Below are 20,426 nucleotides of genomic sequence, written 5' to 3' on the forward strand. Positions count from 1 at the left end.
CCGGCGGCCGCTGCCCGAGGCGGCCAGGCGCCGGCTGGGCCAGCTCCTCGCGGGCCGGGCCGCGCCCGCGCCGTCCGGGGGGCGGCGCGGGGCGGTGCCGGATCTGACCGAGCTGCTGCCCCAGTGGCTCGCCGCCGCCAACGAGCACGGTTACCGCGCGCCGGCGGCCGCCCTGCCCGCGCTGCTCGACGCCGCCCGCGCGAGGACGGATCTGCGGCCCCAGGCACTGGCCTTCGCCGGGCCGCGCGGGCTGTGGCTGGCCCGGCTCAACCCGGAGTGGAAGTTCGCGCTGCGCGGGGCCGGCGGGGGCGGCGCGCTGCCCGACCCGCACGACGGGGAAGCGGTCCTGGCCCTGTGGGAGGAGGGCCTGTTCGCGGAGCGGGTCGCGCTGCTCTCGGCCGTACGGGCCGAGGACCCGGCCCGGGGCCGGGAGCTGCTCGCCTCCACCTGGGGCGCGGAGCGCGCCGAGGACCGGCTGATGTTCCTGGACTCGCTGCGGGCGGGGCTCGGCCCGGCGGACGAGGAGTTCCTGGAGGCGGCGCTGTCCGACCGCAGCCGCAACGTCCGCGCGACGGCCGCCGAGCTGCTGTCCGCGCTGCCGGCCTCCGCGCTGGCCGCGCGGATGGCCGAGCGGGCCGCGTCCTGTGTCTCCCTCGACCGTACGGAGGGGGCGGAGCGGATCGTCGTCGAGGCACCGCACGAGTGCGACGCGGGCATGCGGAACGACGGCGTGGTGCCCACCCCGCCCACCGGTCGCGGCGAGCGTTCCTGGTGGCTGGGCCAGCTGGTCGAGGCGGCGCCGCTGGACTGCTGGCCGAGGCGGTTCGGGGGGCGCGGCCCGGAGGAGATCGTCGCCCTGCCGGTCGCGGACGACTGGCGCGGCGAGCTGCACGCCGCCTGGTGCCGGGCGGCGGTGCGCCAGCGGAACGCGGACTGGTCCCGGGCGCTGCTCGGCTCCCCGGCTGCCCCGCAGGCCACCGGCCCCGGCACGTCCTCGCTCGCGGAACGCGCGCAGTTGCTGTCCACGCTCCCGGCGGAGGAGCGGGCGGTGTGGGTGGCGTCGTTCATAGCGGCGCACGGCCTGTCGGAGGCGTTCCAGCTGCTCGGCGTCTGCGCGGTGCCGTGGGCGGAGCCGCTGGGCCGGGCCGTCGTCGACGCCCTGGACATCGCGCGGGACGCGGGCAGCTATCCGTGGAGCTTCAGCGGGGTGATGGGCCTGGCCGAGCGCTGCCTGTCCCCGTCCGCCGCGCCCCAGCTGGCCGCGCTCACCGCGCTTCCGGACGAAGCGGAGGACGCCTCCCCCGGCGCGGGCGGCTACTGGTCGGAGGCGTTCCGGCGCCTGGTGGCGACCCTGGAGCTGCGGGCCGCCATGCACGCGGAGCTCAGTTCACCCTGATGGCCCCACGCTGTCGGCGCCTCACCCCGTGCACGGCGACGGGGCGGCCCGGGTCCGTGAGCCGGGCCGCCCCGTCGGTGCGGTGATCGCGCCGTCAGGCCGCCACGCGGACGTTGGCGTTCACCCAGTCCACGATCGACGCCGTCGTCGCGCCCGGGGTGAAGATCTCCGCCACGCCCTTCTCCTTCAGCGGCGCGATGTCCGCGTCCGGGATGATGCCGCCGCCGAAGACCTTGATGTCCTCCGCGTCGCGCTCCTTCAGGAGCTCGAGCACCTTCACGAACAGCGTGTTGTGCGCGCCGGAGAGGATCGAGAGGCCGATCGCGTCGGCGTCCTCCTGGATCGCGGTGTCCACGATCTGCTCGGGCGTCTGGTGGAGGCCCGTGTAGATGACCTCCATACCGGCATCGCGCAGCGCCCGCGCGATCACCTTGGCCCCGCGATCGTGGCCGTCGAGACCCGGCTTGGCGACCACCACGCGGATCGGACCGGTCACACCCATCACTGCCTCCACATGCGACCCCCGCGCCTGATTGCCGGGGAGGTGAACGAACGTTATCGACAGCATCCCGCACGCGGCCGTTTCGCGGTGGGCAGCGAGGGGGAAATCACACGTGGGACATTGTTCGCTCCGCTGGAGGAGCCGCCCGGGGTCGCCGTAGACCGCGCCGCCAGCCGCACGGCACGGACGTGCGGCGCACCGCCGCACGGGACGGAGGCCGGTCGATGGCACTCACCCCCACCGCACTCAGCCGGATCCCCGGACGGTTGGCCGACCGGATCGCCGACCGGATCGCCGACCGGATGAAGGCCACGGCCCTGGAGCTCGCGGTCCTCGCAGGCCATCTGGTGCTCTACCCCTCAGGGCTCGTGGCCGAACGCCGCGGCCGGCCGGACACCGCCGCGTCCCTTGGTGCCCGCCCCGTCGTCCTGCTCCACGGCTTCGTGGACAACCGGTCCGTCTTCGTCCTGCTGCGCCGCGCCCTCGCCCGCCACGGCCGTGACCGTGTCGAGTCGCTCAACTACTCCCCGCTCACCTGCGACCTGCGCTCGGCCGCCGAGCTCCTCGGGCGGCGGATCGAGGAGTTGCTCGCCCGGACGGGACACGCCGAGGTGGACCTGGTGGGCCACAGCCTGGGCGGTCTCATCGCCCGCTATTACGTACAGTGCCTCGGCGGTGACGCCCGGGTGCGCACCCTCGTCATGCTGGGCACCCCGCACGCGGGCACCACCTTCGTGCCGCTGGCCGACGCCCATCCGCTGGTGCGCCAGATGCGGCCGGGTTCGGAGGTGCTGCGGATGCTCGCGGGTCCGGCGCCCGGCTGCCGCACCCGCTTCGTGAGCTTCTGGAGCGATCTGGACCAGGTGATGGTGCCGGTGGAGACGGCCCGTCTCGACCACCCCGATCTGATCGTCCACAACGTGCGGGTCAGCGGCGTCGGGCACCTCGCCCTGCCGGTGCATCCGACGGTCGCCGTGGGCATCCTGGCCGCCCTGGACGACGGCGAGGCCGCGACGGACGCCCGGGGCGGATCGTCAGGGTCCGCTTCGGTCGCCTGACGGGCCACCAGAAGGTCTCCGTTCTTCGAACGTTCTTCGAACACAGAACCAAAGCTCTTCCCTCAAGGCGCCGAAAGACGGCCGATTGCCCGTTTCCTGGCGGCTCGAAACCCGCCGAAGATTGTCGGGCGCGCATACCGCCGGGTACAGTCACGCCACTGCTTGACCCCCCGCTTGACCCCCTGCTGCCGAGGCGAGAGAGAAGTTGGTGAACGACCAGCACCCCCACGCCGGGTACGTCACGGACGCCACCCAGACCACGGGCAGCTTCGCCGTCGACCCACTGTTCGGCACGTACGACGCCGGATACGACGCAGGTCAGGCCGGTTACACGGACTACTCGGCACAGTCCGACCAGCACGGGTACAGCGGTTACACCGACTACAGCGGCCAGTGGGACACCGGCTCCCCCGACGCGTACACCGCCACCGGCCAGTGGGACGCCACCGCCTGGACCGAGGCGCAGCAGACCGGCCCGTACGAGGCCGCGGCCTTCGCCTCGTACGACACCACCGGCCAGTGGGCGACGCCCGCCTTCGAGACCGGCACGTACGACGCCACCGCCTGGAACCAGGGCGCGCCGGAGCCGCTCGTCCCGCAGCAGTACACCCCGGAGCACCACCCCGAGACGGTCGCGTATGACACGACGGCGTACGACACGAGCGGGTACGAGACCGGCGCGTACGACCCGACGGGGTCGTACGACACCCCGGCGGCGTACGACGCGACGACCGCCTACGAGGCGAACACGGCCTACGACACGACGGCCGCGTACGACACCATCGCGTACGGCCAGGAGCAGCAGGAGCAGGACCGCCTCGAAGCCTTCCACGGCGCCGAGACCATGGTCGCCCTCCAGCTCGACCCCGACCTCGCCCCCGACCGCGACCCCGGTCTCGACACGGACCTGGACAGCGTCGACGTCACTCCCGAGGCCGTTCCCGCCGCTGCCGCCGCGGGCGCCCGCCCCGTACGCCGTTCTTCCGGCGGTGGCAGCCGTGGCCGGCGCCGTACGCCCGCCAAGCGGTCCGCGCTGCTGACCGTCGCCGTCCCGTCGGCCTGCGTGATGGGCGTCGCCGGCATCGCCGCCGCCTCGGTGAGCGGGCTCACGGACTCCGGCGCGGACGGCAAGGACGACACGACGACCCTCGCCGCCGCCGATCCCGCCTCGGTCAAGCAGGTCGCCGCCAACAGCAAGCTGGACACCCAGCTCGCCGCGCTCAGCGCCGACGCCCGCGACTTCGGCGACCGGGCCAGCCGCACCCAGGAGCGCATCGACCTGAAGCTCCGCCAGGAGGCGGAGAAGAAGAAGCGCGAGGAGGAGGCGGCCCGCAAGGAGGCCCTCCGCCCCAAGTTCTGGCTGCCGGTGAAGCTGCACCAGCTCAGCGCCCGCTACGGCCAGTCCGGTGTGAACTGGATGTCCGTGCACACCGGCATCGACTTCCCCGTCCAGTACGGCACGCCCGTGATGGCCGCGACCGACGGCACCGTCCGCACGCAGTGGAACAGCGCCTACGGCAACATGGCGATCGTGACCTCCCCGGACGGCACCGAGACCTGGTACTGCCACCTCAGCAGCACCAAGATCCGCTCCGGCAAGGTCAAGGCCGGCGACGTCATCGCGTACTCCGGCAACTCCGGCAACTCCACCGGCCCCCACCTCCACTTCGAGGTCCGGCCGAACGGCGGCGCGGCGATCGACCCGCTGAGCTGGCTGCGCAGCCACGGTCTCGACCCGACCAGCTGACGCACGAGACTCGGCTCGACATACGAGGAGGGGCCCCGACCGACGTCGGGGCCCCTCCTCGTATGCCCACGGCTCCTACAGCTTCTCGACCGGCGCGTACCGCAGCAGCAGCCGCTTCGGCTTCTCGTCGCCGAAGTCGATCGTGGCCTGCGCGTCCGCGCCCACGCCCGTCACCGCCATGACCGTGCCGAGGCCGAACTGGTCGTGGGTGACCCGGTCGCCGACCTGGAGCGAGATCACCGGCTTGTCGTTGGTGCGCCGGGTGGCGAAGCCCGAGGGGCCGGAGCGGGTGCGCGAGGAGGAGAGCGAGGACGTGATGCCCGAGGTCGGCCCGGCGGGCTTGGCCATCGGACCGGTCCGCTTCCACTCCAGATACGTGGCGGGGATCTCCTCCAGGAAGCGCGACGCCGGGTTGTACGAGGGCTGGCCCCAGGCGCTGCGCATCGCGGAACGGGTCAGATAGAGCCTCTCGCGGGCGCGCGTGATGCCCACGTACGCGAGGCGGCGCTCCTCCTCCAGCTCCTTGGTCTGGCCGAGGGCCCGCATGTGCGGGAAGACGCCGTCCTCCATGCCGGTGAGGAAGACCACCGGGAACTCCAGGCCCTTGGCGGTGTGGAGGGTCATCAGGGTGATGACGCCGGAGCCCTCCTCGTCCTCGTCGGGGATCTGGTCGGAGTCGGCGACGAGGGCGACCTGCTCAAGGAACTCGGCGAGCGATCCGCCCTCTTCCCCGCGCTCCTGCTCGAACTCCAGGGCCACGGCGGCGAGTTCCTGGAGGTTCTCGATGCGGGTCTCGTCCTGCGGGTCGGTGGAGGCCTGCAGCTCGGCGAGGTAACCCGTCCGTTCGAGCACGGCCTCCAGGACCACGGCGGGTCCGGCGCCCGAGTCGACGATGGTGCGCAGCTCCTCCATGAGCGTGTTGAAGCGCTTGACGGCGTTGGCGGAGCGGGCCGCCATGCCGTACGCCTCGTCGACGCGCTTGAGCGCCTGCGGGAAGGTGATCTTCTCGCGCAGCGCGAGGGCGTCGATCATCGCCTCGGCGCGCTCGCCGATGCCGCGCTTGGGGACGTTGAGGATGCGGCGCAGCGGCACGTTGTCCTCGGGGTTGGCGAGGACGCGCAGGTAGGCCAGGACGTCGCGGACCTCCTTGCGCTCGTAGAAGCGCACGCCGCCGACGACCTTGTAGGGCAGGCCGACGCGGATGAAGATCTCTTCGAAGACGCGGGACTGGGCGTTGGTGCGGTAGAAGACGGCGACGTCGCCGGCCTTGGCCTCGCCGGCGTCGGTGAGCCGGTCGATCTCGTCGGCGACGAACTGGGCCTCGTCGTGCTCGGTGTCGGCGACGTAGCCGGTGATCTGAGCGCCGGCGCCCGCGTTGGTCCACAGGTTCTTGGGGCGGCGGGACTCGTTGCGCTCGATGACGGCGTTGGCGGCGGACAGGATCGTCTGGGTGGAGCGGTAGTTCTGCTCCAGCAGGATCGTGGTGGCGTCCGGGTAGTCCTCCTCGAACTGGAGGATGTTGCGGATGGTCGCGCCGCGGAAGGCGTAGATCGACTGGTCGGCGTCGCCGACGACGCACAGCTCGGCCGGGGCGAGGTCCTCGTATCCGGTGCCGACGAGCTCGCGGACGAGCGTGTACTGGGCGTGGTTGGTGTCCTGGTACTCGTCGACGAGGACGTGGCGGAAGCGGCGGCGGTAGTGCTCGGCGACGTCGGGAAACGCCTGGAGCAGGTGGACCGTCGTCATGATGATGTCGTCGAAGTCCAGGGCGTTGGCCTCGCGCAGCCGCGCCTGGTACATCCGGTACGCCTCGGCGAGGGTCTTCTCGAAGCCGTCGGCCGCCTGGTCGGCGAAGGTCTCCTCGTCGATCAGCTCGTTCTTGAGGTTGGAGACCTTGGCGCTGAAGGACTTGGGCGGGAAGCGCTTGGGGTCGAGGTCCAGGTCGCGGCAGACCAGGGCCATCAGGCGCTTGGAGTCGGCGGCGTCGTAGATCGAGAAGGAGGACGTGAAGCCGAGCTTCTTGCTCTCCCGGCGCAGGATGCGCACGCACGCGCTGTGGAAGGTGGAGACCCACATGGCGTTGGCGCGCGGGCCGACGAGCTGCTCGACGCGCTCCTTCATCTCGCCGGCGGCCTTGTTGGTGAAGGTGATCGCGAGTATCTGGCCGGGGTGGACGTGCCGGGTGGCCAGGAGGTGGGCGATGCGGTGGGTGAGCACCCGGGTCTTGCCGGAGCCGGCGCCGGCGACGATGAGCAGGGGGGAGCCGGTGTGGACGACGGCGGCGCGCTGCTGCTCGTTCAGCCCGTCCAGGAGCGCGGCGGGGTCCACGACGGGGCGGGGAGCGCCGTCGCGGTAGTACGCGTCCCGGGGGGCCGGGGGCGCGTCGAAGTGGTCCCCGAAGAGGTCGTGCGGAACCTCCTCCGCGGCCGGGGCGCCGTGGTGGTCGTCCTCGGGCGGCGGCGGAGGCTCCTCCGAGGAGTGGTTCTGGAGGCTCGCCAGGAAGCTGTCGTCAAAGAGGCTGTTGCTCATCGCTCCACGAGTCTAGGACGCCGGACTGACAGTCCGCTCCTGTCTCCCGAAGTGACGGGATTCTCACGGAAGGTGACGCTCCGGTTCAGGTCACGAAAATGTATCGGGCATATCGCGCATCGGCCTTCCCAGCCGTCCCACGGCTCGCTAGCGTGCTCGCCCAAGCGGCCCGTCCCCCCCTCTCTCCCCACCGTCGGCGAACCACGCCGAGCGGGCGGCCCACGCCGAGCCCGGCCCGCTCCCCCCATGGGCCTTCACCGCACGCCGTGCGCGGGTTCACCGCGCGCAACGGGTGCCCTTCGGCGTCCACGGAAGGAGATGCCGGCCTTGGCGTCCCACCGCAAGCCGCGCCCGCCCCGCCCCCGCGCCACCGCCTTCGGTGTCACGACGGCGGCCCTCGCCTCCGTCACCCTCCTCTCCGGACAGAGCGCTCAGGCCGCCCCGGCCGCGCCCGCCGAGCCGACGGTCGAGGAGGTCCGGAAGAAGGTCGACGAGCTGTACCGGCAGGCCGGTGCGGCGACGCAGGAGTACAACCGCGCCAAGCAGGCGACCGACCGGCAGCGCCGCGAGGTCGACCGGATCCTCGACGACGTGGCCCGCCGTACGGAGGCGATCAACGCCTCGCGGCGCGCGCTCGGCTCGTACGCGGCGGCCCAGTACCGCATCGGCGTGGTCGGCCCGACCGCCACCCTGATCTTCGCGGACAGCCCGCGGGACTACTTCGACCAGAGGCATCTCCTGGACCGGCTCTCGGCGCGGCAGCACGCGGCGGTCGCGGAGTACGAGGCACAGCGCGCCGCGGCGGCGAAGCGGCGGGCGGAGGCGGCCCGGGGTCTGACGGAGCTCACCGCCTCGCAGAAGGCGCTGCGGAGCAGCAGGCAGAACGTCCAGCGCAGGCTCGCGGAGGCGCGGACGCTGCTCGCGAGGCTGACGGCGGAGGAGAAGGCCCGGCTCGCGGAGCTGGAGCGCCGGCGGGAGGCCGAGGCCCGGCGCAAGGCGGAGGAGCGGGCGAAGGCGGAGGCGGCCGCGCGGGCGGCGGCCGAGGCCGAGCGCGAGCGGCAGGAACGGACCCGGCCGACTGCCGCCCTCACCCCGACCACTCCACCGTCCGCCGGCTCCTCGTACGAGGCGAAGGCCGCCGAGGCGATCGCCTTCGCCCGCGCCCAGATCGGCAAACCGTACGTCTGGGGCGCGACCGGCCCGAGCTCCTACGACTGCTCCGGCCTCACCCAGGCCGCCTGGCGCGCGGCCGGCGTCGACCTGCCCCGTACGACCTGGGACCAGGTGAAGGCCGGCACCCGGGTCACCAGCGCCGGCCTGCTGACGGGCGATCTCGTGTTCTTCTACGACGACATCAGCCACGTCGGCCTCTACATCGGCGCCGGCAAGATGATCCACGCCCCGAGGCCGGGCGCGTACGTCCGGGAGGAATCGATCTACTCCATGCCGATCTACGGCGGCGTGCGCCCGGCCTAGCCGTCGTGGCGTCCGGTCAGACCCAGAGGGTGGCGATGAAGATGTTCGCCATGGTGAGGCCGCCGACCGCGCCGAACAGGCCCTTGTCGATCTTCTCCTCGTCGCGCTTGACGTAGACGAGGCCCAGGATCACCACGAGGACGGCGAGCTTGATGCCGATCTTGAGGTTGTTCACGGCCTGGTCGTCGGCCTGGTTGAGCCCGACGAGGGCGATACCGGTGATGAGCATGGTCAGGGCGCCGTGCAGCATGCCCGGGGTGAAGCGGGCCGTACCGGCCCCCATCGCCTTCATCTGGGAGAGGAATCCGCCGAGCAGGGCGGCGATTCCGATGATGTGCAGGGCGACGAAGACATGAATGAGTACGTCCATGGGGCGGAGCCTAACCGGGGCCGATGGGGGCCATAGCACCGGCCTCGGGGCGGGGCCACCCGGTCCGGGGCTTCGGTCAGGGGACCGCAGGAAGGGCCGTCCGGGCAGGGCCCCGGGCGAAAGGAATCGGTCCAGGAACGCCATCTGACGCCAATAGCGGTCAACTCCCCGCAGCCGGGCGGCGGCCAGGCTTAGCGTCCTCCCCCAGGTGACCGGCTCCCCACCACCGCCGTCCTCGGCGGTCGTCGGTCGCCCCCGCCGAGAAGAACCGGCGGCGGCCCGTCTCCCCTGTGCGGGCCGCCGCCGGCCCCGGCGGGCAGCGTCCCCCACAGGGAGAGGATGTGACCCGCCCTCGTGGCAGCGCACCGCAAGCCCAAGCAGTCCCCTCTCGGCGGCCAGGCCGCCCGCACCGCGGCCACCCTGGCCCTGGCCTCCGCCGCCACCGCGACCGTCTTCCAGGGATCCGGGCATGCCGCGCCGCGGCCCACCCCGGCGCAGGTGAAGGCCCAGGTCGACCGCCTCTACGAGGAGGCCGAGGTCGCGACCGAGAAGTACAACGGGGCGAAGGAACAGGCCGACCGGGCGCGGGCCGCCTTCGACCGGCTGCGCGACGAGGCCGCCCGCAGGACCGACCGGCTCAACCGCTCCCGCGAGACCCTGGGCGCGTTCGCGGCCGCGCAGTACCGTTCCGGCGGGCTCGACCCGGCGATCCAGTTGGCGCTGACCTCGAATCCGGACCAGTACCTGCGACGGGCCGCGCTCGCCGAGAAGGCCGGGGACCGGCAGGCCGCGGCCCTCGCCTCCGTACGACGTGAGCTGGCGGCCGTACGGCAGCTGCGCGGCGAGTCGGAGGTCCGGCTGCGGGAGCTGCAGGCCCACGAGGCGGAGCTGCGGCGGCAGAAGACCGCCGTGCGGGGCAAGCTGGACGCGGCCCGCGCGCTGCTCGCCCGGCTCACCGCCGAGGAGCGGGCGCGCTACGCGGCCGCGGCGGCGGCAGGCGGTCACGGCGGGGGCTCCGGGGGCCCGGCCACGGTCCGGGCCGACCGGGACTCCGCGGTGCGCGGACCGATCACGGCACCGACCACCCGCGCCGCCGAGGCGATCGCCTTCGCCCGGGCGCAGCTCGGCAAGCCGTACGTGTGGGGCGCGACCGGCCCGTCCGGCTTCGACTGCTCCGGCCTCACGCAGGCCGCCTGGCGCGCGGCGGGGGTGTCGCTGCCGCGCACCACCTACACCCAGATCAACGCGGGCCGCCGCGTCTCGCGCTCCGAACTGGCCCCCGGCGACCTGGTCTTCTTCTACTCCGGCATCAGCCATGTCGGCCTCTACATCGGCGGCGGGCAGATGATCCACGCCCCCCGCCCCGGCTCCCCGATCCGGGTGGCGCCGATCGACGAGATGCCCTTCGCGGGCGCCACGCGCGTGGGCTGACACCCGCGGCAGGCCGGGACCCTCCGGGTGTACGGCCGCCGCCGGCCGCTCCGGTCGGCGGGGGCGCTACACCAGGCGGCGGGCCGTCGCCCAGCGGGTCAGCTCGTGCCGGTTGGAGAGCTGGAGCTTGCGCAGCACCGCCGAGACATGGGACTCGACCGTCTTCACCGAGATGTAGAGCTGCTTGGCGATCTCCTTGTACGCATAGCCGCGGGCGATCAGGCGCAGCACCTCCCGCTCCCGCTGGGTGAGCCGGTCCAGGTCCTCGTCGACGGGCGGCGCGTCCGTGGAGGCGAAGGCGTCCAGGACGAAGCCGGCCAGGCGCGGTGAGAAGACGGCGTCGCCCTCCTGGACCCGGAAGATCGAGTCGACCAGGTCGGTGCCGGTGATCGTCTTGGTGACATAGCCGCGGGCGCCGCCGCGGATCACGCCGATCACGTCCTCGGCCGCGTCGGAGACCGACAGGGCCAGGAAGCGGACCGGGTGCTCGGTCGCCGCCATCAGGCTCGCGCAGCGGCGCAGCACCTCGACGCCGCCGCCGCCCGGCAGGTGGACGTCGAGGAGGACGACCTCGGGGCGGGTCGCGGTGATGACCGTGACCGCCTGGTCCACGTCGGCGGCCTCGCCGACCACCTCGACACCGGTCACGTCGGTCCGGCCGATCTCGGCCTGCACCCCCGCGCGGAACATGCGGTGGTCGTCGACGAGCACGACCCGCACCCGGCGCTCCGTGCCCTGCGCCCCGTTCCCGGTCTCGGTCCCGGTCTCGGTCCCGGCCTCGTCGCTCATCCGTCCGCCCTCTCCATCTCCAGCTCCACTTCCGTGCCCCCGCCCGGCACGGATCTGAGCCGCGCCGATCCGCCGTTGCGCTGCATCCGGCCGATGATCGATTCTCGTACGCCCATCCGGTCGTCCGGCACCGCGTCCAGGTCGAAGCCGGGCCCGCGGTCCTTGACGGAGACGAAGACCGTCCGGCCCTCCACCTCCGCGAAGACCTGGACGGGGCCGCCCTCGCCACCGTACTTGGCGGCGTTGACCATCGCCTCGCGCGCGGCCTGCATCTGCGCGCCGAGTCTCTCGTCGAGCGGGCAGTCGCCGACGACCACGACCTCCAGCGGGACACCGTGCTTGTCCTCGACCTCGGCCGCGGACCGCTTGACCGCCTCGGCGAGGGTGGTGGGCTCCTCGTCCTCCTCCTTGCCGGTGCCCTCCGGCCGGTACAGCCAGTTGCGCAGCTCCCGCTCCTGGGCGCGGGCCAGCCGGCGGACCTCGCCGGGGTCTTCGGCGTTGCGCTGGATCAGGGTGAGGGTGTGCAGGACGGAGTCGTGGACGTGGGCGGCGACCTCGGCGCGCTCCTGGGCGCGGATGCGCAGGGTGCGCTCCTCGCTCAGGTCCTGCGACATGCGGACCAGCCACGGCCCGGCGAGGAGCGCGATCCCGGTGAGGACCGCGACGGCGGCGGTCAGGGCCGTGCCCAGCTGGGCGACCGAGCCGCGGACGACGAGGAAGACGGCGAGACCGGTGCCGACCAGGGCGACGCCCACGAGTCCGCGGACCAGCTGGAGGACGCGGCGGCGCCGGTCGGGGTCGGTCCAGCTGGCCCGGCGGGCGTTGTCCGCCTGCCGCCAGACGAGGACGACTCCGACACCGATCAGCAGGGACGGCCAGATGTAGCGGCCGGCCTGCTTGTCGACGTTGAGGTTGCCGATGAACGCGGTGATCCCGAGCGCGAGGGCGATCAGGGCGAACACCTGGCCGCGGTCGGGCTTGCGGAGGCGTCTGCGGCCGTCCGGGGTGGTCTCGAACACGGGCCGGGGAGCGGAGCGGCCGCCGACACCGAGCGGGACGACGATCCAGAACACCGCGTACAGCAGCGCGCCGAGGCCGTCCGCGAGCATCAGCGCCACGAAGAACGCGCGGACCCAGATGACGGGCAGCCCGAGGTGCCCGGCGAGGCCGCGCGCGACACCGCCGAGCCACCGGCCGTCGGCGCTGCGGTAGAGCCTGCGCACGGGCGGTTCGTCGAGGTCGGTGACACGAGGGGCTGCGGACATGTACCGATCGTCACACGGTCGGCCGGTCGCGGACATCAGGGTCGGCCCGGATATCGACCCCGGAACCGTGTCGGGGTAGGGCACCCTCGGAAGATCAGGGTCGAGGCAGGGTCGGTCCCGGTGCCGCGGAGGGTCACGGGCGGTCACCATGGACGCATGACGAGTTCGACGCCTTCGCACCACGAGGCCCCGCCGCCGGCGGAGGCCTCGCCCGCCTCGCCGTTGCGGCGCTCGCGCGGGCAGAAGGTCGTGGCCGGCGTGTGCGGTGGTCTCGGCCGGCACTTCGACCTCGACCCGGTGATCTTCCGTGTCACGCTCGGCGTGCTCGCGGTGACCGGCGGCGTCGGGCTGATCTTCTACGGCTTCGCGTGGCTGCTGATACCGCTCGGGGACGAGGAGGAGAACGAGGGCCGCAGGCTGCTGACCGGCCGGGTCTCGGGCTCCTCGCTGAGCGCGGTGCTGATGGCGCTGGTGGGCTGCGGAATCTTCCTGTCGATGCTGCACAACGGAGGGACGCTGGCCTTCGCGCTCATCCTGTCGCTCGCGGTGAGCGGTGCGGCGGTCTGGTCGCAGCGGCGGCAGGCGGTGGTGGCCACCGCCGAGGAGGGCGGCCGGATAGACGCGGCCGCCGCGCTCGCGGTCGCCGAGGCCCCGCCGGAGACGAAGGCGCCGCCGCTGGTGGAGTTCCCGTCCTGGTGGCGGGACCCCATCGTCAAGGACGGCTCCACGGGGAAGGTGGCCATCGGCTATCTGTGGGGGCCGCACGGGATCCTCGACGAGGAGGGGAAGATCGACGGCGTGGTGCCGACGCCCGGCAGCCAGTGGGGCCCCGACCCGGCCACACGGGACCGCCCGGCCCCGCCGGCCCCGGTTCCCACGGGCCCGCCGTCCATCGGCGGCCTGGTGTTCCTGCTGGCCCTGATCGCGGGCGGGCTCGGCACCGGCCTGTCGTGGGAGGGGCATCCGCTGGGCACGAACCTGCAGATCGGACTGGTCGCCGCGCTCGCGGTGTTCGGGCTCGGGCTGGTCGTCAGCAGTTTCCTCGGCCGGACCGGCTTCGGCACGGTCTTCCTGATGATCGCGACCGCGGGGCTGCTCACGGTGGCCTCCGTGCTGCCCAAGGAGATCTCGACGGTCTGGGCGCGCGAGACCTGGCGCCCGGCGACGGTCGCGGCCGTGCAGCCGCGTTACGAACTGGGCACGGGTGTCGGCACGCTCGACCTGTCGGCCCTCGCCGTCCCGGCGGGGTCGACGGTGGTGACGCGGGTCGAGGTCGGTGCCGGCAGGCTGGAGGTGATCGTGCCGCGGGACGTGACGGTGAAGCTCCGGGCCCAGGCGGGCCTCGGCGATCTGCGACTGCCCCCGGAGAACCCGACGGTGGTCCCGCCCCCGTCGGTCGCTCCGCCGGCCGCCCCGACCGCCACCCCGACCCGTGCGCCGTCCGGTGCGCCGTCCGCCGGGGTGACCACAGGGGCGACCGCCGGGCCGACCACTGGGGCCCCGCCCTCGAGAGGCCCGACCCCACCAGCCGCGCCGACCGCGCCGACGGCGCCGTCGGCCGCGCACCCGGCGCAGGGCGACATCGACATCGCGCCGGACCTGGACGAGACCCGTACGCTCGCCCCGCCGCCGGGCGTCTCCCCGGGCGGCACGATCGACCTCTTCCTGGAGGTCGGTCTCGGACAGGTGGAGGTCGTCCGTGCTGGTTCATGAGTTCCGCCCCGGCCGGCTGATCCTGGGCTCGGCCGCCCTGACCCTCGCGGCCCTCTTCGCGGGGGACGCGGCGGGCGCCTGGTCGGTCGCCTGGTACGTGGTGTTCCCGGTGCTGTGCGGAGCGCTCGGTCTGGCGGCCGTGGCCTCCTGGACCGCCTACCGGGTACGGCGGCGGTCGGCGAGCAGGGCGTCGAGCGACAGCACGGGGGCACCGGCGAGCAGCAGCGGCAGCCAGGCCATGAGGTAGGCGAGGTCGTTGCCGAGGTAGTACGGGTTCACCTGCCAGCTGACCGTGAGCCAGAAGGTCAGCGAGATGAGGGCTCCGCCGAGCGCGGCCACCCGGGCGAAGAGTCCGAAGAGGGTGCCGAGTCCGACGGCCAGCTCGCCGAGGGCGATGGCGTAGCCGAAGCCGACGGGGCTCCTGAGGGCCAGGTCGACCAGGGCGGGGAGGGCCGAGGTCTCACGGACGCCCCGCATGACCTCGCCGATCGACTCGGGTCCGGAGTCCGCGAGGAAGGCGGCGTCGGTGAGCTTGTCGAGGCCGGCGTAGATGAAGGTGATGCCGAGGAAGATCCTCAGCGGGAGCAGCGCGTAGCGCGAGAGGAGCGCCCTGCGGTCCTCGGTGCCGCCGGAGCCGGCGTCCCCGAAGCCCCGGAGGCCGGGGCCCCTGGAGCCGCCGCCCGAGCCCGCGCCGGTGCCTTCTGCACCGTCGGCGCCCCGCGGGTTGCCGTAGCCACCGGGCCGGTCGCCGGGGCCCTGGTCGCTCGTTCCGTCCGTCCGTCCCGTCATCGCCGGCCGCCTCTCCACGCCCCGTAACTCGTCCAGGGATCCCGAGGTCCGATTCTCCTCGCATTCCCTGTGACACGACATCCCCCGGGGCTCGCGCCCGGCCCCGGACCAGGAGCACGGGTCAGTCGGGGACGGGTCCGTCGGGACGGGCTCGGGCAGGACGGGTCCCTCCGGACAGGGTCCTCGGGACAGGGTCCCTCTGGACGGGTCAGTCGAGGACGTCGATCGCGACCCGGTTGGTCTCGACGCCGGCAGCCGTCACCACCGAGACCTCGACCCGGCCCGGTTCCACGTCGGCGGGGAGGGGGACGGTCAGGGTGGTGTCGGTCGGGTTGGCGAAACCGCCGGGGACGGGGACGAGGGGCACATGGGCGTGGACGGGGCCGATCCGGACGACGAGCCGGGTCAGCGGGTCGGGCGCGCCCGCTCCCGGCGGGACGAAGCCGGTGCCGCGGATCTCGATGTCGTCGCCGGTGCGGATCGGGGCGTCGAGGTCGCCCGCCTCGCGGGCGCGGACGACCGAGAAGATCTTGGGCCGGCCGCCCTCGGCGCACTTGCCGAGGAGGTAGCAGGCGACGGAGACGGCGACGAGCAGCACCAGTGCCCAGGGCAGGTCGGGCAGCCGGTCGGGCGCACGGCCGAGCCGGACCGCGGTGAGGACGAGGACGGCCCCGGAGACAAGGACGTACTGGGTGTCGGTGAGGCAGGCGCGTCCGTCGTCGTCGCACAGCAGGTCGGCCGGCCGGGGCCGGTCGGCGCGGACCTTCTGCAGGCGGCGGCCCGCGACCCGCAGCGCCACGATCAGCCGGGCGGCGACGACGGTCCAGCCGACCAGGGCGAGCACGACGAGCAGCCCGGCGCCGCCGCCGAGCCCCAGGTCCACCTGGGTCGCGCCGGTGACCAGGCGCAGGGCGAGCAGGAGCAGTGCGTAGAGGGAGAGGAGGAGCCAGGCGGCGGCGACTGCGCGGGAGGTGGAGAGCCGGTTGTCCTCACCGAGGAGGAGGGCGAGGACCCCGCCGCGGTCGCGGTGGAGCCGGGCAGCGGCGGTCAGGGCGGCGGCGAGGAGAACGGCGGCGCCGAGGGCGGCCGTTCGGGTGCCGGTCCAGCCGGTGCCGAGGGCGAGGGCCGTGAGGGCCTGGCCGAGGAGCAGGGCGAGGACGGCTCCCCACACGGCGGCGAGGGTGCCGCGGTGGATCCGGACGGACCGTGCCGCAGCGGCCTCGCGGTCGCGCGCGGCGACGGTGCGGGCGGACTGGGCGAGTTCGTCGGAGACCCACTGCCGTGAGGCGACCGGCGAGTGGGCGAGGGCGGGCGGCACACCGTGTCCGGTGGCGAGCTCGTCGCGCCGGGCGAGGAAGGCGGCGACGGCCCGCCGGTGGCCGGAGCGTTCGCAGTGCGGGCAGGGCCCGTCCTCCGCGCTGTCCGACCCGCACTGTCTCGCCTCTTGCACCGCCACGGCGCCGCCCACTTCCCGGTCGACTCGTCCTCGTCAACTGGCCGTTGATTCTCGGGAATTGTGCCGCACCGAACGCTCCGCCCGAGCGCATTGCACACCTCGCGCGGGAGTGATTGAAGAGTCATCACATTGACGTAAGGACAGCCAAGTCCGTCACCAGGGTGTCTGCTACGACAGGAGTTCGGGCTCCTCACGGCTGATCCGCCGCCACAGGGGCTGGTAGTTGATCCAGGCCACCAGGTCGCTGCCGAGCTGCTCCCGGGTGGCGACGGCGTCGCGGTGGTCGATGAGCACCGGCTTGCCCGCGGCCCGAGCGGTCAGCTGCACCTGGGCGCAGCGCTCCATGGCGATGAACCACCAGGCCGCCGCGTCCACCGAGGAGCCGACGGTGAGCAGTCCGTGGTTGCGCAGCACGATCCCCTTGAAGCCGCCGAGGGCGATGGCGATCCGCCGGCCCTCCTCGGGATCGACGGTGACGCCGGTGTACGCGTCGTAGAGGGCGTGGTCCTGGTAGAAGGCGCAGGCCTCCTGGGTGATCGGGTCGATCAGCTCGCCGAGGGCGGCGAGCGCCCGCCCGTGGGTGGTGTGGGTGTGGGCGACGGCGACGACGTCGGGCCGGGCGCGGTGCACCTGGGCGTGCACGGTGAAGGCGGCCTGGTTGACGTGGTGGGCGCCGTAGACGACCTGGCCGTCGCCGTTGACGAGGATCAGGTCGCTCGCGGTGAGCTCGGCGAAGGGGGCGCCGAAGGGGTTCGCCCAGAAGCAGTCGGGGTGCTCGGGGTCGCGGGCGGTGATGTGCCCGGACACCCCCTCCTCGTAACCGAGCCGTCCGAAGATCCGCAGCGCCGCGGCGAGGCGCTGCTTGCGGTGCCGGCGCTCCTCGGCGGCCGTCGCGTGGACGGGCGGCATGGCGAAGTGGAGCTGCTCGGTGGGGACCGGAGCGGGCACGTGGCCGGAGCCGGGAGCGGCAGCAGGGGACGGCACGGGAACGGGCGTGGGAGCGGACGCCGGTGTCTCGGTCATGCGCCGGAAGGTAACGCCGGGCCGGGCAACGCACCAGAGGCCGTACGGAAACGGCGGAGGCCGCCGTCCCCCGGAGGGGCGGCGGCCTCACTGGCGTACGGGAGGGACTACTCCCACTCGATCGTGCCCGGCGGCTTGCTGGTCACGTCGAGGACGACGCGGTTGACGTCGGGGACCTCGTTGGTGATGCGGGTCGAGATGCGGGCCAGGACCTCGTAGGGCAGCCGCGACCAGTCGGCGGTCATGGCGTCCTCGGAGGAGACGGGCCGCAGCACGATCGGGTGGCCGTAGGTGCGGCCGTCGCCCTGGACGCCGACGGAGCGGACGTCGGCGAGCAGCACGACCGGGCACTGCCAGATCTCGCGGTCGAGACCGGCGGCCGTCAGCTCCTCGCGGGCGATGGCGTCGGCCTCGCGCAGCAGGTCCAGGCGCTCCTTGGTGACCTCGCCGACGATGCGGATGCCGAGGCCGGGGCCGGGGAACGGCTGGCGCTGGACGATCTCCTCGGGCAGGCCGAGCTCCTGGCCGACCATGCGGACCTCGTCCTTGAAGAGCTGGCGCAGCGGCTCGACGAGCTCGAACTCCAGGTCCTCGGGGAGGCCGCCCACGTTGTGGTGGGACTTGATGTTGGCGGTGCCGGTGCCGCCGCCGGACTCGACGATGTCCGGGTAGAGGGTGCCCTGCACGAGGAAGGCGACCTCTTCGCCGTCGGCGGCGCCCTCGGCGACGATCTCGGCCTGCGCCTGCTCGAAGACGCGGATGAACTCACGGCCGATGATCTTGCGCTTGGTCTCCGGGTCGGAGACGCCGGCGAGGGCGGTGAGGAAGCGCTCCTGGGCGTCGACGACCTTCAGCTGGACGCCGGTGGCGGCCACGAAGTCCTTCTCGACCTGCTCGGTCTCGCCCTTGCGCATCAGGCCGTGGTCGACGTAGACGCAGGTCAGCTGCGAGCCGATGGCCTTCTGCACGAGGGCCGCGGCCACGGCGGAGTCGACGCCGCCGGACAGGCCGCAGATGGCGCGCTTGGTGCCGACCTGGGCGCGGATGGCCGCGACCTGCTCCTCGATGACGTTGCCGGTGGTCCAGGTGGGCTCGATGCCGGCGCCGCGGTAGAGGAAGTGCTCCAGGATCTGCTGGCCGTGGGTGGAGTGCAGCACCTCGGGGTGGTACTGGACGCCGTACAGCTTCTTCTCGTCGTTCTCGAAGGCGGCGACCGGTACGACGTCCGTGGACGCGGTGACGGTGAAGCCCTCGGGGGCGGCGGAGCAGGCGTCGCCGTGCGACATCCAGACGGACTGCTCGACCGGGGTGCCCTCGAAGAGGGTGGAGCCGGCCTTGGTGACGTGCAGCGGGGTGCGGCCGTACTCACGCGCTCCGGTGTTGTCGACGGTGCCGCCCAGGGTGGTCGCCATCAGCTGGAAGCCGTAGCACATGCCGAAGACGGGGACACCGGCCTCGAAGAGCTCGCGGTCCAGGCGCGGGGCGCCCTCCGCGTACACGGAGGACGGGCCGCCGGAGAGGATGATCGCCTTCGGGTTCTTGGCCAGCATCTCGGCCACCGGCATGGTGGACGGGACGATCTCGCTGTAGACCCGGGCCTCACGGACGCGACGGGCGATGAGCTGGGCGTACTGGGCGCCGAAGTCGACAACGAGGACTACGTCCGGGTTGGTGACGTCGGGCGCGGCAGCGGGGGGCGCTGATGACACTTCGGCGGCCTTCCGGCGGTAGGAGGGGATCCCAGGGGGTTCCCCCGAAGGGGGCTATTTGTCGATTCTACCGGCGCGCCGCCGACGCCTTTCGTCTCACCATCCGAACCGGGGTGGCCTTCGTCTCACCATCTGGGCCCGGCTTGCCCCGGGACGGACGGAGGGGTCCATACTGGGCGCCATGCGCAAGCTCCCGACCTTCGTCTTTACCTATGGCAACCGGCCCACCGGCTGCCATGGTCGTGCTGCTTGAGCAACTGACAAGCGACTTCCCAGGCGCCCCGGGCCGACAAGGCCCGGGGCGTCTGGCGTTCCCGGGCCGTATCGCCCCGGGGCTCCCCGACCGACACCAGGAGCCCCCCGTGACCACCACCTCGACCGAGCAGACCGCCGCCGCCAAGACCCTCGCCGAGCAGACCGCCACCGCCAAGACGCTTCCCGCGCAGCCCCTCGCCGCCAAGACCCTCGCCGAGCAGACCGGTGCCCGCACCGACGAGGCCGCCGCGCTCATCGGCGGCGCCCGCGAGCGCATCGACGCGCTCGACGACCGGATCATCGGGCTGATCCAGGAACGGATGGCCGTCTCGGCCGTCATCCAGGAGGCCCGCATCTCCTCCGGCGGCCGTCGGGTGAACCTGGCCCGCGAGATGGAGGTGCTCGGCCACTACAGGGACGCGCTGGGCAAGCCGGGCACGACGCTCGCGATGACGATGCTGGAGCTGTGCCGGGGCCGCGTCTGAGCGCCCGGAGGGCTCGCGGGCGCGCGTACGGGACGGGTCCCGGCGCGTGTGAGTGCTGTCCCGCACCCGAGTTCGGTCGCAGCCTCACCCGTACGGCGCGTGACCGGGCGCCGCGCCGCTTCGTTGATCGTGATGTCCGTGCCAGCCAGGGGCGGGCCCGAAAAAGACCACGCGTGGCTTCGCTGGGGCGTGTGACGTACCTCCGGTACGTCGTGGGACCTCGCCCCAGCGCGCGTGACCGGACGGCAGGGGACAGCAGCCCGGTCACCCATAAAGGGCGGTCGGTCCCGGGGACGCCCGGGACCGACCGCAACCGGCCGAACGACCCGAGACCCACCGTCCCGCTCCGCACCTCCCCACACCCCGCTCCCCCTCCCCACGTTCTCCCCCACCTGCTCCCTGCTCCCACCCTCGCGCGGCGCCCCACCCCCCC

General features: G+C 73.2%; 17 protein-coding genes. 8 read left to right on the forward strand and 9 right to left on the reverse strand.

The genetic code is table 11. The features are described from left to right. Positions 1-1,396 (forward strand): DUF5691 domain-containing protein (locus ABTZ91_RS27325; protein ID WP_352079904.1); only part of this gene is annotated, 1,396 nt, incomplete at its 5' end. Between the two features lie 94 nt (positions 1,397-1,490). On the opposite strand, the gene ABTZ91_RS27330 is transcribed toward ABTZ91_RS27325, so the two are convergent. Continuing rightward, a complete protein-coding gene (locus tag ABTZ91_RS27330) occupies positions 1,491-1,898 on the reverse strand; it encodes a cobalamin B12-binding domain-containing protein (RefSeq protein ID WP_158989561.1) in 408 nt (135 codons plus the stop codon). Positions 1,899-2,122: 224 nt separating this feature from the next. Here ABTZ91_RS27330 and ABTZ91_RS27335 point away from each other — a divergent pair, with 224 nt between their 5' ends. After that, complete coding sequence (locus tag ABTZ91_RS27335; protein WP_352079905.1) at positions 2,123-2,956, forward strand: alpha/beta fold hydrolase; 834 nt, start codon at positions 2,123-2,125, stop codon at positions 2,954-2,956. A 208-nt stretch (positions 2,957-3,164) separates the two neighbouring features. Then, on the forward strand, positions 3,165-4,703 hold the full coding sequence (locus ABTZ91_RS27340; protein ID WP_352079906.1) for a M23 family metallopeptidase: 1,539 nt from the start codon (positions 3,165-3,167) through the stop codon (positions 4,701-4,703). Between the two features lie 75 nt (positions 4,704-4,778). On the opposite strand, the gene pcrA is transcribed toward ABTZ91_RS27340, so the two are convergent. Beyond that, entirely contained in the window at positions 4,779-7,232 is a 2,454-nt protein-coding gene (pcrA, locus tag ABTZ91_RS27345) for a DNA helicase PcrA (protein WP_352079907.1), read from the reverse strand. Between the two features lie 318 nt (positions 7,233-7,550). On the opposite strand from pcrA, the gene ABTZ91_RS27350 reads away from it, so the two are divergent. Further along, the gene (locus ABTZ91_RS27350; protein WP_352079908.1) at positions 7,551-8,708 is read left to right on the forward strand and encodes a C40 family peptidase; all 1,158 of its coding nucleotides are present in this window, start codon (positions 7,551-7,553) and stop codon (positions 8,706-8,708) included. A 16-nt stretch (positions 8,709-8,724) separates the two neighbouring features. Here ABTZ91_RS27350 and ABTZ91_RS27355 read toward each other — a convergent pair whose 3' ends face one another. Further along, a complete protein-coding gene (locus ABTZ91_RS27355; protein WP_352079909.1) occupies positions 8,725-9,078 on the reverse strand; it encodes a hypothetical protein in 354 nt (117 codons plus the stop codon). Positions 9,079-9,432: 354 nt separating this feature from the next. On the opposite strand from ABTZ91_RS27355, the gene ABTZ91_RS27360 reads away from it, so the two are divergent. After that, the gene (locus ABTZ91_RS27360; protein WP_352079910.1) at positions 9,433-10,509 is read left to right on the forward strand and encodes an NlpC/P60 family protein; all 1,077 of its coding nucleotides are present in this window, start codon (positions 9,433-9,435) and stop codon (positions 10,507-10,509) included. Positions 10,510-10,575: 66 nt separating this feature from the next. Here ABTZ91_RS27360 and ABTZ91_RS27365 read toward each other — a convergent pair whose 3' ends face one another. Next, complete coding sequence (locus tag ABTZ91_RS27365) at positions 10,576-11,298, reverse strand: response regulator transcription factor (RefSeq protein WP_352079911.1); 723 nt, start codon at positions 11,296-11,298, stop codon at positions 10,576-10,578. Next, entirely contained in the window at positions 11,295-12,563 is a 1,269-nt protein-coding gene (locus ABTZ91_RS27370; RefSeq protein ID WP_352079912.1) for a PspC domain-containing protein, read from the reverse strand. Before ABTZ91_RS27370 ends, ABTZ91_RS27365 begins: the two co-directional genes overlap by 4 nt. 156 nt (positions 12,564-12,719) lie before the next feature. On the opposite strand from ABTZ91_RS27370, the gene ABTZ91_RS27375 reads away from it, so the two are divergent. Together ABTZ91_RS27375 and ABTZ91_RS27380 are read left to right on the forward strand one after the other, a co-directional pair. Continuing rightward, a complete protein-coding gene (locus tag ABTZ91_RS27375) occupies positions 12,720-14,276 on the forward strand; it encodes a PspC domain-containing protein (RefSeq protein ID WP_352079913.1) in 1,557 nt (518 codons plus the stop codon). Further along, positions 14,263-14,523 (forward strand): hypothetical protein, encoded by a 261-nt coding sequence (locus ABTZ91_RS27380; RefSeq protein WP_352079914.1) that lies wholly within the window; start codon positions 14,263-14,265, stop codon positions 14,521-14,523. Before ABTZ91_RS27375 ends, ABTZ91_RS27380 begins: the two co-directional genes overlap by 14 nt. Here ABTZ91_RS27380 and ABTZ91_RS27385 read toward each other — a convergent pair. The 4 genes from ABTZ91_RS27385 to guaA all read right to left on the reverse strand — a co-directional run bounded on the left by ABTZ91_RS27385 (position 14,433) and on the right by guaA (position 19,253). Beyond that, positions 14,433-15,065 carry a DoxX family protein gene (locus ABTZ91_RS27385; RefSeq protein ID WP_352079915.1) on the reverse strand — a complete coding sequence of 211 codons (633 nt, stop codon included), beginning with the start codon at positions 15,063-15,065 and terminating at the stop codon, positions 14,433-14,435. The genes ABTZ91_RS27380 and ABTZ91_RS27385 overlap by 91 nt on opposite strands. 208 nt (positions 15,066-15,273) lie before the next feature. Then, the gene (locus tag ABTZ91_RS27390) at positions 15,274-16,521 is read right to left on the reverse strand and encodes a hypothetical protein (RefSeq protein ID WP_352079916.1); all 1,248 of its coding nucleotides are present in this window, start codon (positions 16,519-16,521) and stop codon (positions 15,274-15,276) included. A gap of 168 nt (positions 16,522-16,689) precedes the next feature. Then, positions 16,690-17,430, reverse strand: coding sequence for a class II aldolase/adducin family protein (locus ABTZ91_RS27395; protein WP_407078038.1), 741 nt, complete (start codon positions 17,428-17,430; stop codon positions 16,690-16,692). Between the two features lie 221 nt (positions 17,431-17,651). Beyond that, positions 17,652-19,253, reverse strand: a complete 1,602-nt coding sequence (gene guaA / locus ABTZ91_RS27400) for a glutamine-hydrolyzing GMP synthase (protein WP_352079918.1) — start codon at positions 19,251-19,253, stop codon at positions 17,652-17,654. A gap of 362 nt (positions 19,254-19,615) precedes the next feature. Here guaA and ABTZ91_RS27405 point away from each other — a divergent pair, with 362 nt between their 5' ends. Beyond that, positions 19,616-19,993 (forward strand): chorismate mutase, encoded by a 378-nt coding sequence (locus tag ABTZ91_RS27405; protein ID WP_352079919.1) that lies wholly within the window; start codon positions 19,616-19,618, stop codon positions 19,991-19,993. Positions 19,994-20,426 lie beyond the last annotated feature (433 nt).

Origin of the sequence: Streptomyces sp. NPDC126499 (assembly GCF_040302485.1) — a bacterium.
In the GTDB taxonomy this organism is placed as follows: domain Bacteria; phylum Actinomycetota; class Actinomycetes; order Streptomycetales; family Streptomycetaceae; genus Streptomyces.

What these genes read in the sequence shown, in the direction of transcription:
- ABTZ91_RS27375 (WP_352079913.1), top strand. Translation starts at nt 12,720, where the DNA reads ATGACGAGTTCGACGCCTTCGCACCACGAGGCCCCGCCGCCGGCGGAG.
- ABTZ91_RS27335 (WP_352079905.1), top strand. Translation starts at nt 2,123, where the DNA reads ATGGCACTCACCCCCACCGCACTCAGCCGGATCCCCGGACGGTTGGCC.
- ABTZ91_RS27365 (WP_352079911.1), bottom strand. Translation starts at nt 11,298, where the DNA reads ATGAGCGACGAGGCCGGGACCGAGACCGGGACCGAGACCGGGAACGGG.
- pcrA (WP_352079907.1), bottom strand. Translation starts at nt 7,232, where the DNA reads ATGAGCAACAGCCTCTTTGACGACAGCTTCCTGGCGAGCCTCCAGAAC.
- ABTZ91_RS27370 (WP_352079912.1), bottom strand. Translation starts at nt 12,563, where the DNA reads ATGTCCGCAGCCCCTCGTGTCACCGACCTCGACGAACCGCCCGTGCGC.
- ABTZ91_RS27330 (WP_158989561.1), bottom strand. Translation starts at nt 1,898, where the DNA reads ATGGGTGTGACCGGTCCGATCCGCGTGGTGGTCGCCAAGCCGGGTCTC.
- ABTZ91_RS27385 (WP_352079915.1), bottom strand. Translation starts at nt 15,065, where the DNA reads ATGACGGGACGGACGGACGGAACGAGCGACCAGGGCCCCGGCGACCGG.
- ABTZ91_RS27355 (WP_352079909.1), bottom strand. Translation starts at nt 9,078, where the DNA reads ATGGACGTACTCATTCATGTCTTCGTCGCCCTGCACATCATCGGAATC.
- ABTZ91_RS27395 (WP_407078038.1), bottom strand. Translation starts at nt 17,430, where the DNA reads ATGCCGCCCGTCCACGCGACGGCCGCCGAGGAGCGCCGGCACCGCAAG.
- ABTZ91_RS27350 (WP_352079908.1), top strand. Translation starts at nt 7,551, where the DNA reads ATGCCGGCCTTGGCGTCCCACCGCAAGCCGCGCCCGCCCCGCCCCCGC.